Source organism: Streptomyces sp. NBC_00287, assembly GCF_036173105.1.
Classification (GTDB): Bacteria; Actinomycetota; Actinomycetes; order Streptomycetales; family Streptomycetaceae; genus Streptomyces.
The window spans coordinates 9,241,027-9,254,135 of record NZ_CP108053.1; the positions used below are offsets into that span (position 1 = coordinate 9,241,027).

Annotated in this window: 12 protein-coding genes and 2 pseudogenes; 3 read left to right on the top strand and 11 right to left on the bottom strand. The window is 68.9% G+C overall.

Annotation, left to right across the window (positions count from 1 at the left end; genetic code table 11):
• Positions 1–37 precede the first annotated feature (37 nt).
• Both OHT76_RS42045 and OHT76_RS42050 read right to left on the bottom strand, forming a co-directional pair.
• A complete protein-coding gene (locus OHT76_RS42045) occupies positions 38–664 on the bottom strand; it encodes a class I SAM-dependent methyltransferase (protein ID WP_328876150.1) in 627 nt (208 codons plus the stop codon).
• Positions 665–1,014: 350 nt separating this feature from the next.
• Positions 1,015–1,623 (bottom strand): DUF2867 domain-containing protein, encoded by a 609-nt coding sequence (locus OHT76_RS42050; RefSeq protein WP_328876151.1) that lies wholly within the window; start codon positions 1,621–1,623, stop codon positions 1,015–1,017.
• Between the two features lie 95 nt (positions 1,624–1,718).
• Here OHT76_RS42050 and OHT76_RS42055 point away from each other — a divergent pair, with 95 nt between their 5' ends.
• Positions 1,719–2,276 carry a TetR/AcrR family transcriptional regulator gene (locus OHT76_RS42055; protein WP_328876152.1) on the top strand — a complete coding sequence of 186 codons (558 nt, stop codon included), beginning with the start codon at positions 1,719–1,721 and terminating at the stop codon, positions 2,274–2,276.
• Here the strand turns inward: OHT76_RS42055 and OHT76_RS42060 are convergent.
• Positions 2,198–2,647 (bottom strand): hypothetical protein, encoded by a 450-nt coding sequence (locus OHT76_RS42060; protein WP_328876153.1) that lies wholly within the window; start codon positions 2,645–2,647, stop codon positions 2,198–2,200. The genes OHT76_RS42055 and OHT76_RS42060 overlap by 79 nt on opposite strands.
• Before the next feature lie 306 nt (positions 2,648–2,953).
• Here OHT76_RS42060 and OHT76_RS42065 point away from each other — a divergent pair, with 306 nt between their 5' ends.
• The gene (locus tag OHT76_RS42065; RefSeq protein WP_328876154.1) at positions 2,954–3,178 is read left to right on the top strand and encodes a hypothetical protein; all 225 of its coding nucleotides are present in this window, start codon (positions 2,954–2,956) and stop codon (positions 3,176–3,178) included.
• A gap of 365 nt (positions 3,179–3,543) precedes the next feature.
• On the opposite strand, the gene OHT76_RS42070 is transcribed toward OHT76_RS42065, so the two are convergent.
• Complete coding sequence (locus OHT76_RS42070; RefSeq protein WP_328876155.1) at positions 3,544–4,278, bottom strand: translation initiation factor IF-2; 735 nt, start codon at positions 4,276–4,278, stop codon at positions 3,544–3,546.
• Between the two features lie 282 nt (positions 4,279–4,560).
• On the opposite strand from OHT76_RS42070, the gene OHT76_RS42075 reads away from it, so the two are divergent.
• Positions 4,561–5,085 carry a hypothetical protein gene (locus tag OHT76_RS42075; RefSeq protein WP_328876156.1) on the top strand — a complete coding sequence of 175 codons (525 nt, stop codon included), beginning with the start codon at positions 4,561–4,563 and terminating at the stop codon, positions 5,083–5,085.
• Positions 5,086–5,178: 93 nt separating this feature from the next.
• Here OHT76_RS42075 and OHT76_RS42080 read toward each other — a convergent pair whose 3' ends face one another.
• The 7 genes and pseudogenes from OHT76_RS42080 to OHT76_RS42110 all read right to left on the bottom strand — a co-directional run bounded on the left by OHT76_RS42080 (position 5,179) and on the right by OHT76_RS42110 (position 13,032).
• A complete protein-coding gene (locus OHT76_RS42080) occupies positions 5,179–6,369 on the bottom strand; it encodes a hypothetical protein (protein WP_443049894.1) in 1,191 nt (396 codons plus the stop codon).
• A 530-nt stretch (positions 6,370–6,899) separates the two neighbouring features.
• Positions 6,900–7,940: a DUF2599 domain-containing protein gene (locus OHT76_RS42085; RefSeq protein ID WP_328876158.1), complete on the bottom strand. Its 1,041-nt coding sequence runs from the start codon at positions 7,938–7,940 to the stop codon at positions 6,900–6,902.
• A 776-nt stretch (positions 7,941–8,716) separates the two neighbouring features.
• Positions 8,717–9,847, bottom strand: coding sequence for a S1 family peptidase (locus OHT76_RS42090; protein WP_328876159.1), 1,131 nt, complete (start codon positions 9,845–9,847; stop codon positions 8,717–8,719).
• Between the two features lie 470 nt (positions 9,848–10,317).
• Complete coding sequence (locus tag OHT76_RS42095; protein ID WP_328876160.1) at positions 10,318–10,593, bottom strand: hypothetical protein; 276 nt, start codon at positions 10,591–10,593, stop codon at positions 10,318–10,320.
• A gap of 157 nt (positions 10,594–10,750) precedes the next feature.
• Positions 10,751–11,413, bottom strand: a pseudogene (locus OHT76_RS42100) (PP2C family protein-serine/threonine phosphatase); the annotation flags it as partial.
• Positions 11,414–11,653: 240 nt separating this feature from the next.
• A pseudogene (locus OHT76_RS42105) lies at positions 11,654–12,113 on the bottom strand (MMPL family transporter); the annotation flags it as partial.
• 463 nt (positions 12,114–12,576) lie between these two features.
• Complete coding sequence (locus OHT76_RS42110) at positions 12,577–13,032, bottom strand: MarR family winged helix-turn-helix transcriptional regulator (protein WP_328876161.1); 456 nt, start codon at positions 13,030–13,032, stop codon at positions 12,577–12,579.
• Positions 13,033–13,109: the final 77 nt, after the last annotated feature.

Below are 13,109 nucleotides of genomic sequence, written 5' to 3' on the forward strand. Positions count from 1 at the left end.
GGAGTCTCCTTGCTTTCCGGGAGAGGCGGCCGCCCGGTCAGCCGGTGCGGCGGATTAGGAGGACGTGGTCGGTGACCTCGGCGGTGCGCCCGCCCGGGCCAGTCGCGATCCGGCGGGGTGTATCGGCCCGCTCGACCGTCCAGGTGGCCGGGTCCAGATCGATGTCTACGGCGACTGCCCAGGGGCTCGGATAGCGGATGTCGGGATTCTGGTCCCACGACCACGGCGCGGCCGAGCCATGATCGACGACCAGCAGTCGCCCGCCCGCGCGCAGTGCGTGCGCGGCCGAGCGCAGGACGCTTGCCCGGTCCAGGTGAAAGGGAGTGTGCAGGTAGTGGGCGCAGATCAGGTCGAATCCGCCCGACGGAAAAGCCTTGTGCAAGTCGCGCCGCACGGCGATGACGCGCTCGCCCAGACCACGTGAGCGGACGAGGGCGGCGAGCCGCTCGACCGCCACGGCCGAGATATCGGCGGCGGTGACGTGCCATCCCTGACGGGCGAGCCACAGTGCGTCGCCGCCGTCGCCGCATCCGAGGTCCAAAGCGTCACCGGGTGGCAGGTCCGTCACCGTCTCGGTGAGGCGGGTATTGGGCTGCGGGTCGCTGGCTGCCGGTCGGGCCGCATATACGCCATCCCAGAACGCGACCGCATCGGTCGTGGCCATCGAGACTCCTTGCGTCGATATGTGCTCAGTCTTGCGAGCACCCCACGACTTGGCACGGAATCTTGCGGTTATGGCAAGGTGCGTCTTCTGGCCCTGGCCGCGGCAGACGGCAGCCGTTTCGCGCAGCAGGTGACCGGCCGGGGACGTTCGCCGCTGCGTCTCCAGTTGGGAGATGAGCGCAACGGCTCCCTCTCCCGTGCGGGGCACGCTTGCGGCGAGCTCACTGGGTGAACGTAGCGTGCTGCCCAGGCATCGCTTCCTGCGAATGTCCCGGCAGGTGGAGTGGTTATGTCCCGCTGGTGCCTGAGGTGCGGGGGCTTGGGCGGAACCTGGGTCGGGGGAGGGTGGCGTCAGTTTGCCGTTCGGCGGGCCGTGTTCTCTCGCCACTCCCGGCCGATCGATCGCATCAGGGCCGGATACACCCCCAGGTACCGGAAGGGTTTGATGGCCAGCATGTACAGGGAACCGAAGCGGCCGTTGGGCTTGACCAGGACGGCCATCTGGCCGCGGTAGCCGCCGTTCCCGTCGGGAACCCAGCCGATGTGCAAGACACCGTGCATGGTGTTGTTGGCGTACTCGGCGGCCCACTCATTGTGTGTCTGGAAGAGGGATGTGAAGGGCGCCGCGCTGAGGTCGGGCCCCCGCGCTCCCTCGCGCAGGTCGTCCGGCAGCCGGTCACGCAGCGACGCCACTCGGCCGCCGACGCCCGAGTCCGGCTTGTCCCAGCCGAGCAGCGCGCCGAGCTTCCAGCGCACCGCGAAAAGGAATCGGCCCACGAGGTTACCGCCGTCCGGACCGCCCTTGCCGTTCGCCATCTGCTGGACCAGGTGGTGCAGGTCGTCCGGGCCGCCCGGTGTCGGCAGCGTCCACAGATCCTCAAGGCGGAAGTCGCCGGCGATCTCATGAATCCGCCAGGGGCGGGACGTGTGGTCGGTTGAGGGAAGGCGCAGATCACTCATGGCTGGCTCCTGTCTATACGGTGCCGTATAGATCGAGCATAGACCCATCTATACGCCTCCGTATACTGGCTGGGAGTTGTGAAGGGAGACACGGCATGGGCGCGATCCGTACGCCACGGGACAAGTGGATCGAGGAGGGACTGCGGGCGCTCGCCGCCGGCGGTCCCGAGGCTGTCCGGGTCGAGGTCCTCGCCCAGATGCTCGGCGTCAGCAAGGGCGGCTTCTACGGCTACTTCCGCAACCGCGCCGCATTGCTGGAGGAGATGCTCGACACCTGGGAGCGCGGCGTCACCGAGGATGTCATCCAACGGATCGAACGCGACGGAGGCGACGCCCGCGACCGCCTCGGGCGTCTCTTCGACTTCGTGGGCTCCGGCGAGTCGCCGGTGACCAGTGCCGGGGTCGAACTCGCGATCCGCGACTGGGCCCGGCGCGACGACGACGTCGCACGGTGCCTCCGCCGGGCCGACAACCGGCGCATGGACTATCTGCGCGCGCTCTACGGAGCCTTCTGCAGCGACGAGGGCGACGTCGAGGCCCGCTGCCTCATCACCTTCTCGCTGCGCATCGGCGATCACCTCATCGCGGCAGACAACGGACCGCGCAGCCGCACAGAAGTCCTCGCCGCAGTCAGGAACCGGTTGCTGGGCTGATCAGCCGTTGCGGTCGCGCAGGATGCCCCGCCGTCGACGACCCTCGCATCGGCGGCGGGAGCCATGCACCTGCTGAGCAACGGCTCACCCTTCTCGGTGGCCCCGGAAAGCCCGATGCGGGCCTCGCCCTTCTCCGGGACGAAGAAGCTCACGCCCACACGCGTGGGCGGGTCCAGGACGGTGAGCCAAGGGTGGCCGGGACTGGTGCGGACGAGGCGGCCGGTGACTGTGGCGGTGGGGCCACCCGACGAGCAGGCGGCGGCCTCCGTCTCAGGCGGCGCGGACGGGGCAGGCACGGCGACGGCGACAGGCGCGGCGACGGCGCCCACGACGGCCAGGAGGGCGGTGGCGCGCAGGATCCTGTTCAGCATGTGAGGACTCCCACTCATGGGCGTTCGGACACCCCTGATCCTCGCCAACGCCGGTGCCGCTCGACATCGTTCGCAGGCAGGGTCCGCCCCCGCCGCGCGGCGGAGACGGAGATCCATGACCTGAATCCGGTCGGGGCCACTTCGCTCGAAAACGGCGCGCATGCAACGCGACCACGCCCTTGAGGCCAGCGGTGAAGCGCGGGTCGCTCATCACCTTCGCCAAATACACCGCGGTGAGGTTGGTGGCGACCTTGCGGGCGTGGAAGAACGCTTCGGCGTCGCCGAACAGCTCCTCGCGGGCGGTGCGTGTGGCCGGGGCCGGCCACGGCAGCCGTCGCCACCACTGCGGCGACGCTGCTCACCGCTCGCGCCCAGGCCGCTCCCGACGGCGTCACCGGCGCCAACACCGGTACCTATTCCGGGGCGAGCTGTACGTCGACGACCTGCGGGACACACGCGGCGGCCGGAGCGGCACCCCGCCGGGAGGTCGAAGTCGCCGTAGCGGAGGCCGCGTGCGCCCGCAGAACGTAACTGCGCGGCACCTTGACCCGGTTCGACCGCGAGCACGGCGCCCCCATCCGAGAGCGCTACGCCGAGGAAATCGCTGTCGGCAACCGGAGGAAGCTGGCGGCCCTAAAACGGGCAGACCGCCTCGAAGACCGAGGCTGACGCTGAACCCCGTGACACCCATGGGCAATTGGACGGGGACCGTGCGGCCGGAACCCCCTGACCTGACCGCCCGGCACTGCCCGGCATGAACCAGGCCGGGCAGCGCCGAGCCGGCCAAGACGCCGCAGAGGCGGCCGAAGCGCGGGCTTCATCCACGACGGGCCGCATGAACAGAGGCGATGGCCGACGTAGGGGGAGTAGGAGGCGCTTCGCCGGGATCCAGGAATTCAGTGCGGTGGCGGGACCGGGTCCAGAGCGTTGCCGACGGTGCAGCCGCCCTCTCCGGGCATCCGCTGGATCTGGGACGGCACCCACACCGAGGTGTCGCCGGGGCTCACCCGGGCAAGAAGGCAGTCCTGCGCATCGTAGCCGTTGCCCTTGACCCACAGGAGTACGCCGACCCGGCCGCCGTCCGCCTTGACCTCGGTACGGATCGCCGGATCCAGGTCCAGGGCGGCGAGCGTCCGGCGCACCTCGGCCTCGTCCGCCCGGCCGCCCTTGGGCACTCGGGGAAGTTTCGCGTGGAGCTCCTCGTACGGCAGCCGGGGCGGCTCGGGTGGCGGGGCGAAGGCCAGCGCAGGCCCATCCGGGCAGTCCACGTCGCGGGGATCCTCGCGCCACTCCGACTTGGGCGAAACCCGCACCGCGAAACAGCGCTGTACGGCGACCTCCTCCGGGGCGAGCCAGCCGTCGGACGCCGAGCCGGACGTGCGCAGGACCAGGTCGACGCCGTCCCCCTCGTGTGTCGAGGTACCGGTCACCCGCAGCACCTCCACCCCGTCGAGGTCGGAAGCGGAGCGCCCGACCTCCTCCGCGGTGCGCGGCCGCTGGCCGTAGAGCCGCTCACCCGCCTTCCTGGCCACCTCCCGTGCGGCGTCCGTCGCCTCGTCCTCGGGGGACTGCACCACCCCGCAGCCGACGGTGAACAGCAACAGCGGGGCAAGCAGCAGTATTCGGCGCATGCACCCACCCTTCCGGCGCCACGCACGGCGGGAAACCGCTCGCGTACTCAGGGCGCCGTAGGTGATCGTACTCAGCCGGTACGGCGCTCAGACATTGGCGCATCCTGGATCGGCAACGATCAGCAGAACCTGGACGCCCACCTCTCCCGCTCCCTGGCGCCCTGCTCACACTGCCAGATGGAATGGCACGGGCATAAGCACACTCTCGGGACCATCGATGGTGCGGGCCTGTGTCACACCAGAGACTTACGTGGAAGGAGTCAGCAGTGACGGTCAGCCCTCGTGGAGACAGTTGAAATGGTGTCAGCAATATTCGGCTTCGTGGGAGTCCTCCTCGGTTCCCTGACTACGTCCGTCTTGACGATCTACAAGGATCGACTCGTGGCCAGGCACGAGACCATGATCCGAGACCAGCAATACGAGCGAGATCGACAAGCTACCAAGGATGATTTCCAACGGGAGAGCATCCAGGCCCTGCAGTCAGCTGTCTCAGACGTGATCAGGGCCGCCTACGAGGAGTTGGACCGTGTCCTTGCTGAGCTCCGCGAATCAGGGTCGTGGCCCGCACGTCAATGGGAGACTCCGACGGCGAAAGGATGGTCAGAAGCTGTGCTGCAACTTCAACTCATGGCCGCCCGCGTCCTTGACGAGGGGGTGCGTGAACTGGCTTATGAGATCCAGCGCGTTGCAGGTGAGGCTATTTGGGCGGCAGATCTTTCGACCGCAAAGCAGCACAGCCGACGCCTTGAGCCCTTGCATGTTCGGTTCAACGACACCGCTAACAGGATCTTCGCTTCGCTCTTCTGACCCGGGTATTAAGGGAAGTCCGCGCGAGGGGATGCCCCCCGGACTCGGCCCAGTTTCGGTCTTGGTGGGAGTTGAGAGGGCCTCCTGCTGTCGCTAGGGCTGTGTTCGGCAGGTGGCCCAAATGTTGTGGAGGAGGGCGGGGTAATTCTCGCCATAGGTGACCACTGCTGCGAACACGGCGTCGAGGGCCGCCTGGAGGGGGTTGCTTTCGGCGGCGGCCGGCAGCGCGGGTAGGGCCATGTGCGGCTGGGACATGGCGAGGGACTCGACCGGCGTGCCGATGGCGACCGCGAGACCGGGCGAGGTGACCCCGGCGGAGGGCTGTGGCGCTGGTGACTCCACTATGGCGACGCCACGGCCCACGGCCTTGGGCATGGTCGTGTGGGAACCGTCGCAGGCGGGTGGCTGGAACGGGGGCCGCTTGGGCGGGACGGCCCGCCCCACGGTTTTGTCGGGGACGCGCGGGTCGGATGCCAAGGCTTGCCACATGCGGTCCCAGTCGTCGAAGGGCGGCGGCAGCGGACGCCCTTCGGACAACGCGGCGAGTGCTGCGGCGATCCAGTCGAGGTCGGCGAGACCGGCCGCTTCGCACGCGTGGCGGGCTGCCAGCACGGCAACCGCGCGCTGGGTGTCGGGGCCGGCGGCATCGAGGGCGTGGACAAGAGCTGGATCGAAGGGAAGGAGCCCGCGCACATTGCCACCGACGTTGCGCAGGGCCTCACTCGGCAGTTGCCCGCCCCACTCCCATCGGTCGTAGGCGAGTTGACGCTCGATCTCTTGCTGCTCCTGCGCGAGTCGGGTCTGGCGCTCGGCTTCGGCGCGTTCGGCGGGGGAGGGAGGGGGTGGCTGCCGGCGGGCGTAGTCGTGCCAGTAGGCGGCGATCGTCGAAGTCTGCTTCACGATACGGTCCGGTGCCGACGCGGCGGGCCAGAACTGCAGGAGATAGCAGTCCTGTTGGGGCTCTTCGTCGAGCCGGGTGTCGAGCTCGTTCGCCGCGTCCATACCTTTGGCGCAGTACCGCACGCGGTAATCGATCTCTTCGAGGCCGAGCTCCCAGGAATCCTCGCCGGCCCACTGCACGAGCGAGCTGCTGTCCGAGACGGGGCGGAAAGACGCCTCCACGACGTCCTCCCAGTCCGGATCCACCGGCGGGGCCTGATCGTGGACTTCGACGGTGAAGCCGACGTTGCCCGTGTGCAGTCCGGTCATGAGGAACAGGGCACCGGGGACCGCGGCTCCGCACAGCCCGGCCTGCTGCCCGGCGAACGAGTCTGCGAGATCCACGCCGAAGTCGTCGGAATCACTCTCGACGTAGATCTGGCCGTAGTGAACATGTACTTCGCCATCGACAGGCCTGCGCACCCATACCCCCATTGCCTCTCCCGCCCCAGGAAGCGGGCCATGCACAGGAGACTACGACGCGGCACTGACAACGAGTTCCACTCGGTGTCCTGCGGCCCAACGATCGCCCCGTGACGAGCAACGACGCATGGCGGCAACATTGCAGCCTCCAGCGCCTGCTCAACTGTGCTGCATCTCCTAGCTGTTACCCGCAACATCCTCGCCGACCGCGGTCGGTCTGGGCCCGGCCGCGCCCGAGGCGGACACGCAGCCCAGGACGGAAAAGACCCGCCCTCGCCATGTCGCCGGAGCAGCGCCGCGGGTCTTCAACAGCACCAGATGGAGGCAGGCCCTGCTGGAGCGTCGCGCGGGAGGGGATGACCGTCGCACTGCTCACCACGATCGAGCAGATCGCCGCGATCCGCTCTCGCAGGGCACTGGCCGACGCTCTGATCGCCGAGATGGCCCCCTGACTACTCCGGGTTGCACTGGGCGAGGACCGTACCCGGGTAGCTGATGTCGGGCCGCCAGTCCTCGATGTTCCAGGTGTTGCCCGCGAAGGCGGAGAACTGGTGGTGGCAGAGGAACTGGTCGAACAGGCCACCGTGGTTGCGGTGGATGCCGAGAGGCTGCTGGAACTTCGCCAGCAACTCGTCCCAGCCGGCCCGGGCGATGAAGTAGTCGGAGACCTGCGCCCGCATCCAGTTGGTGGGCGTGATCTGCAGCGTCCACTTGGAGACAGCGTGCACCCAGACCCATTTGGCGTCCAGGATCAGATCCATGCCCATCCATGGGTCGGCGACCACGGGGTAGGCGGCACCCTGGTGCCGCACGGTCTGGATCAGCCTGTCGCCCTCGACGCGGTAGTCGGTGGGCACCGCCCGGCCGTCGGCGTCCCTGGCCCACGCCGCCTCGATCCCGCCCACCGGCGTGCCGCGGGCATCCAGTACGGCGATGCTGCCGTCCTCGCCCTGGACGAGCCGCCCGCCGTCCGGCACGTCCACCGGGAAAGCGAACTCCTCAGGCGCCCTGGCGCTCTTGAGTACCGTCTGCACCCGCGCACTGCGTTCCATCGGCTGCACGGCGAGGTCGGTGTGCGGCAGCGCGTCGGGGTAGGCGACGGTGCCGTCATCGGCGACCTCAGCGGGGCGCTGCACCGCCCCCTGGGGCATGCCGAGTGCGGGCGGCGCGTCGGCTGCCCCCGGCCGCGTGAGCGCGAGGGTGTCCTGGCTGCTGTCGGGCAGGTCGATGTTCAGGTCGTCGCCGCGCGCCGCCAGTCCCTGGCCCGCCTCCGTACGGGTCTTGAGGATGTCCTGGCCGACGTCGGGGGCGACCCGCTCGATCCGCTCGGCGATACGCTCCACCCCTTCCGCGTCGCCGTCGGCCTGGGCCGGGACCGCCAACCCCCAGCTCAGCAACACCACCGCGCTCGCAGTTGTGCCCAGGGCGCTCTTCACCACTGCCATGCGGATTCTCCCGTCGCTCTCGTCGACCACGGCACTCGCGATCACCATGGGAACAAGCGGACCTGCGGCGGACCATGGGGTGTTGCGCCACTTCGTTTGCGACCGCTTCGGGCGGGGCCGGTGTGCGCCGGGCGACCACCGCGTCACCGCGGCATGGAGGCACCAGCGCACAGCCGCGCGCCCCGCGGAGGCCGACACTGCGACCCACGGACACGCGTGGCGGAAAGCCACCGACCGCCCGACTGGAAAGCGACTACTCGACGACGCCGGTGTCCGGGCAGGGCGTCTGCGTGACGCTCGCCCAACTGCTCCTCGGTGTCCCGGACTGTGCCGCTCCTCTTCGGTCTCTGCCTTGATGTGAGGCAGGGGCCGGGCTCGCCTCTGCATACGACAGCACGATGCCTATCCGCAGCTGATCAGATACACGATGTGCCGACAGCCGCGTGCGGGCAGGCTCCGAGCGCGACTGCGGGAGACCTCGGCAAGGTCGATACCCCGCATCGGCTCGGGAGCGAACCCGGCGTGGTCGTCCAGGAGCTCGGAGCCGAGTGACCTCGCCGAGGCCGTGCGACAGCCGGACTTGCCCAGACGTCCAGCATCAGCGCCGGCGATGATGGGGCCGGCATCCAGCTTGTCGCGCTCCCAGCAGGGCGGAGGTGCAGAGGAACCCTCTCGGTTGCCGCTGCCGGAACCTGGCCGGCGCAGGCTCCTTGCGCTTCGGTACTGGACCGGACCATCAGGCACCCCTGCCGCCAGCCGATCGAGCAACTGAGCCTTGGCCAGTGTTCATCGCCGTGTCGCCGGGTCGCCGTGCGCCCGGATGATCACGCGGTGTGCAGGCGCAGGCCGTAGCGGTTCAGGATCTCGTTGACCGGCTGGTACCACGTCTGGCCGCCGCTGGAGCAGTTGCCCCACCCGCCGGAGGTGACTCCTTGCGCCTGGTCGCCGGAGATGAAGGAGCCGCCGGAGTCGCCGGGTTCGGCGCACACACTGGTCTTGGTGAGTTGGCGGACAGCGCCTTGGCTGTAGTTCACCGTCTCGTTCTTCGCGAGGACTGTCCCGCAGTGCCAGCGCGTGGTGGAACCGGAGCGGCAGATCGACGCACCGACGGGAGCCTCGTTCGAGCCGCGCACCAGTTGGTCGGGCACGGTACCCCAGCCGAGCACCACGGGTACAGTCCACCAGCCGTTGCCCACACTCACCCAGGCGTAGTCGTTGTCCGGGAACGACGAGCCCTGGAAGGTGCCGACGGCGGTGTGATCCCAGCCCCTGACCGCGGCGCCGCTCTGCCCACAGTGGCCGGCCGTGACGAAGCCGCCATGAACCGAGAAGCCGATGGAACAGCGGACGTTGCCCGTGTAGTAGGGGTCGCCGCCGACGGTTCCAGCGGCGAACGTCCGGGGAGCCGCGCTCACTTCACGGATCTGGATGGGGCCGGCTCTGAGCGCCTTGTCCACGAAGGACCTGACATCGTTATCGGAACGCTGCGATGCGACAACGTCCACCATCACGCGGTTGGCCTTGTGGTCCACTCGCCACGCGGTGACACCCTTGGGCGCTTCGGCCCTGTCGAGGTGCTCCTTCGCGGCGTCCAGCCGGGCTGCGGAGTACACGGCTCGGCGGACGTCGGCGCCCGCGGCGCGTAGTTCCCCGGCCAGGGACGGATCGGTCGTGGCGACCGTCAGCTTGCCGGTGTCCGCGTCGAACCAGCTGCCCGCATAGGAGCTGCCGGCCAGGCTCTTGACGCGGGGGTCCACGGTGATCGCCTGCCGCTCCGCCGTCAGGCGACGCTCGGCCTCGGACTTCGTCAGGTGCAGGTCGCGCTGCATCGCCTGCACAAGCCCCGGTGACATCTCCGGTACATCGGGTGTGGCCTGGGCGGTGGGCGCGAGGGATGCGACGGCGGCTCCGAGGGCGAGCAGCAGTGCAGCAGCGCGTGATCGCGTGTGACGCATAGGGTGCTTCCTTCCGTTCGCTGTGGGGGTACGCCGGCTTGTGGCAGCGGGCGCGCGGACGGTGAGAGCGCTCTCAACGCTAGCCGGGAGGTTACGCCGACATCTCCAACTGGTCCATACCTAGGTGCAGTTGAGATCGGAGACGTAAGGAGGCAGGAGAGAGAATCAGCCACGGGGGTTCACCCGCCCCCTGATCGCCACGTACCGGCACACAAACCTGACGCCGCGTCAACTCATGCAGCCGTTCGGGGTGTTGAATTCCGCTGCGGTGCGGCAGGGCGAGCGATACCCGAAGAAGCGCAACTGATTGCGAACCTTCTGACGATCCTCGTCCATCAGACGGCGATGTCGAGCGCGGTGTCAGGCCCTGCTGCGGCACGAGTGGACCGGTGCCGTCCAGTAACGGTCGCAGAAGGTCCCGGGCCGTGTGGTGGTCCGCCTGCTGCTGGCTGCCGGCTTCTTCGAGGAGGTCAGGAGGGGCGGGTTGCCAGGTGGTCGAGGCCCTGGACGAGTTTCGCGAGCGTGGGTCCGTGTTCGTAGCCGAGCGGCGCGAATTCTGGGGGCAGGACGTAGCCGTCGGGCAAGCGTGCGTAGGTCTGTTCCATGAGCTGTCGGTAGGCGGGGGTGAGCAGGCCGGGCCGGTCGCCGGTCAGCGGCGGGTGCGTGCGGGATTCGGTGGCGAGGGCTGCGTGTGTTCCCTCACTCGCCCGCTGACAGTCGTGCACCGCGTGCGGCACACCCGCCATGTCGACGCGGCTGGTGCCGCTTCCGGGATTCGGCCCGAGCGGCTACCGGCCGCCGCTCTCCGCCTCGAAAGCCCAAGACTCCTGTTCGCTGGCGCGGAGGGCGTCCGGCCGTGGCCTTCGGACAGGGGACCGATCAGCAAGGTCCCGACCGTGGCACGCAGACCGCGTCCAGCGTCGGACCGGGACGAGTGAGGGCGGTGCGCAGCCGGGAGACCTCCTCGTCGATGTCCCGGTCGTCGCATTCGACGAGACCGTCGGTGTACAGGGCGATCACTGTGCCTTCGGGCAGTTCCAGCTCGGCGGAAGAGCGGGAGCGTCCCGAGTCCTAGGGGAGGCCCCGGCGGCAACTCAGGCAGGGTGACGGTGCCGTGCGGCCACACGACGACCGGCGGGAGGTGATCTGCGCGAGCCAGCGTGCACCGGCGGCTTACCGGGTCGTGGACGGCGTACAGGCACCTGGCTCCCATGGCTGCGGCAGCCTCCGTCTCCTCCTCGTCCCGGCTGTCCCGTTCCACACCGCTGATGACCAGGTCGTCCAGATGGGCAAGGAGTTCGTCCGGCGGTAGGTCGAGGTCGGCCAGTGTGCGTACGGCTGTACGCAGCCGTCCCATGCCGGCGGCCGCGTGGATGCCATGACCGACTACGTCACCGACGGCCAGGGCGACCCGGGCGCCGGACAACGGGATGATGTCGAACCAGCCACCACCCGCACCGAGTGAGGCGCCCGCCGGAACGTAGCGGACCGCCAGTCCACTGCGGTTCCTCCGGTCAGCCCGTGGGGCAGCAGGCTGCGCTGGAACGCGAGGGAGACCGTGCGCTGTGCCGGCTCCATCGCGTGGCACCGTCCGGCTGCGCCCGGCAGTGGCCGCCGCTCACATCGACCACTGCCGGGGCTCGTGTACCGCGTCGTTCCCGTCCCCATGGTCCGGCGCGGTGTCCGGGGATGTGCGGCGCTCCGCTGCCGCCGACATCCCCGGGGTCTTTACGGACCAGAGAGCGTCAGACGCGGGCCGGCTCGCGCTCGGCGTCCGGGTCCTGAGCCTCGGCGTTGAGGTGGTTGGCAGGGCCTCGCCCTCCACATCGACGTTGGGCAGCGCCTTGTCGAGCCACTTCGGCAGCCACCAGGCACGCTTGCCGAGCAGCGCGAGGACGGCCGGGACGATCGTCATGCGGACGATGAAGGCATCGACGAAGACGGCGAACGCGAGGCCGAAGCCGATCATCCTGACCATGGCCTCGTTGGAGCCGATGAAGCCGGCGAAGACGCTGATCATGATGACCGCGGCGGCGGTGACAACCCGGGCCCCGTGCCGGAAGCCGGTGACGATCGCCTGACTGGGGCTCGCGCCGTGGACGCACACCTCGCGCATACGGGTGACCAGGAAGACCTTGTAGTCCATGGCCAGGCCGAAGACGACACCCACCATGAAAATCGGCATCATGCTCATGATCGGGCCGGTCTGCTCGACGCCGATCAGGTCGGCGGCCCAGCCCCATTGGAAGACCGCGACGACGGCGCCGGCGCACCGGGGAGTGCACCATGTCACGGGCACGTCGATCAGCAGGGCGCCGGGGAGTTCCTGAAGGTACGGGTGATCATGGCTGAGGCCGAAGGCTGCGCCTCAGCCCGGCGTGAGCAACGTCCAGGGAGGCGCAGTCGGTCAGCAGCGGGCTGAGCGCGGTCTCCTTGGAGCTGCGGCAGCGGTCGAAGGTACGCAGGGACAGGCCGACCGCGTCAGCTGTGAGGACGACCAGGCCTCTCCTACGAAGGCCCAGCAGGCGCTGTCGGAGCGGTGCAGCGTGATTCACCGGATCGCGGCTGACCACTCGCCGTTCCTGTCGAAGCCGGTGGAACACGCGGCTCCCGCTGCCCGGTGCGAGCCAGCAGAGTGTGGCGTTTTGTGGGCAGTGGGTTCTATGCCTCTTGTTGATCACCCTGTTGCAGGTCAGGACTTGTGCCGTGAAGATCGGCAGGAGCCTTGATCAGTGCGCCGTCACGTTGGCCGTGATCAGTCGGAGCAGTTCCTTGGCTGCGGTGTCCTGCTCGGCCGTCAGGCCCATCGCCTTGCCGATCGCGACAGGGACCGTGCGGGCCTTGTCCTGCAGCTTGACGCCGGTTTCGGTGAGGCGGACAGCCACTGAACGTTCGTCCTCGGGGCGTCGCTCGCGTCGCAGCAGGCCCCCTGCTTCGAGGCGCTTGAGGAGCGGTGACAGTGTGCTGGACTCCAAGTGGAGGGCTGCCCCCAGGTCGCTCACGGAGATCGAGTCCTGCTCCCAGAGGACCAGCATCACCAGGTACTGCGGGTAGGTCAGATCGAGCGTATCCAGCAGCGGCCGGTAGCGGGTCGTGACCGCCCGGGAGGCGGCGTACAGGGCGAAGCAGAGCTGGTCGTCCAGGAGGAGTGACCCCTCGGTCGGTTCTGCGGCGGTTTGCCTCACGACGCGGCTCCTGGTGTCTTTGCTGATCATCAATGTCCTCCACCTTATCGTTCGAGTCTCTCTCGATTCTATCGAGC

Bases quoted from the DNA above. Each gene is read 5' to 3' on its own strand.
- OHT76_RS42050 (WP_328876151.1), bottom strand. From the start codon at position 1,623: ATGAGTGATCTGCGCCTTCCCTCAACCGACCACACGTCCCGCCCCTGG.
- OHT76_RS42055 (WP_328876152.1), top strand. From the start codon at position 1,719: ATGGGCGCGATCCGTACGCCACGGGACAAGTGGATCGAGGAGGGACTG.
- OHT76_RS42085 (WP_328876158.1), bottom strand. From the start codon at position 7,940: ATGGTGATCGCGAGTGCCGTGGTCGACGAGAGCGACGGGAGAATCCGC.
- OHT76_RS42095 (WP_328876160.1), bottom strand. From the start codon at position 10,593: ATGGCGGGTGTGCCGCACGCGGTGCACGACTGTCAGCGGGCGAGTGAG.
- OHT76_RS42070 (WP_328876155.1), bottom strand. From the start codon at position 4,278: ATGCGCCGAATACTGCTGCTTGCCCCGCTGTTGCTGTTCACCGTCGGC.
- OHT76_RS42090 (WP_328876159.1), bottom strand. From the start codon at position 9,847: ATGCGTCACACGCGATCACGCGCTGCTGCACTGCTGCTCGCCCTCGGA.
- OHT76_RS42060 (WP_328876153.1), bottom strand. From the start codon at position 2,647: ATGCTGAACAGGATCCTGCGCGCCACCGCCCTCCTGGCCGTCGTGGGC.
- OHT76_RS42045 (WP_328876150.1), bottom strand. From the start codon at position 664: ATGGCCACGACCGATGCGGTCGCGTTCTGGGATGGCGTATATGCGGCC.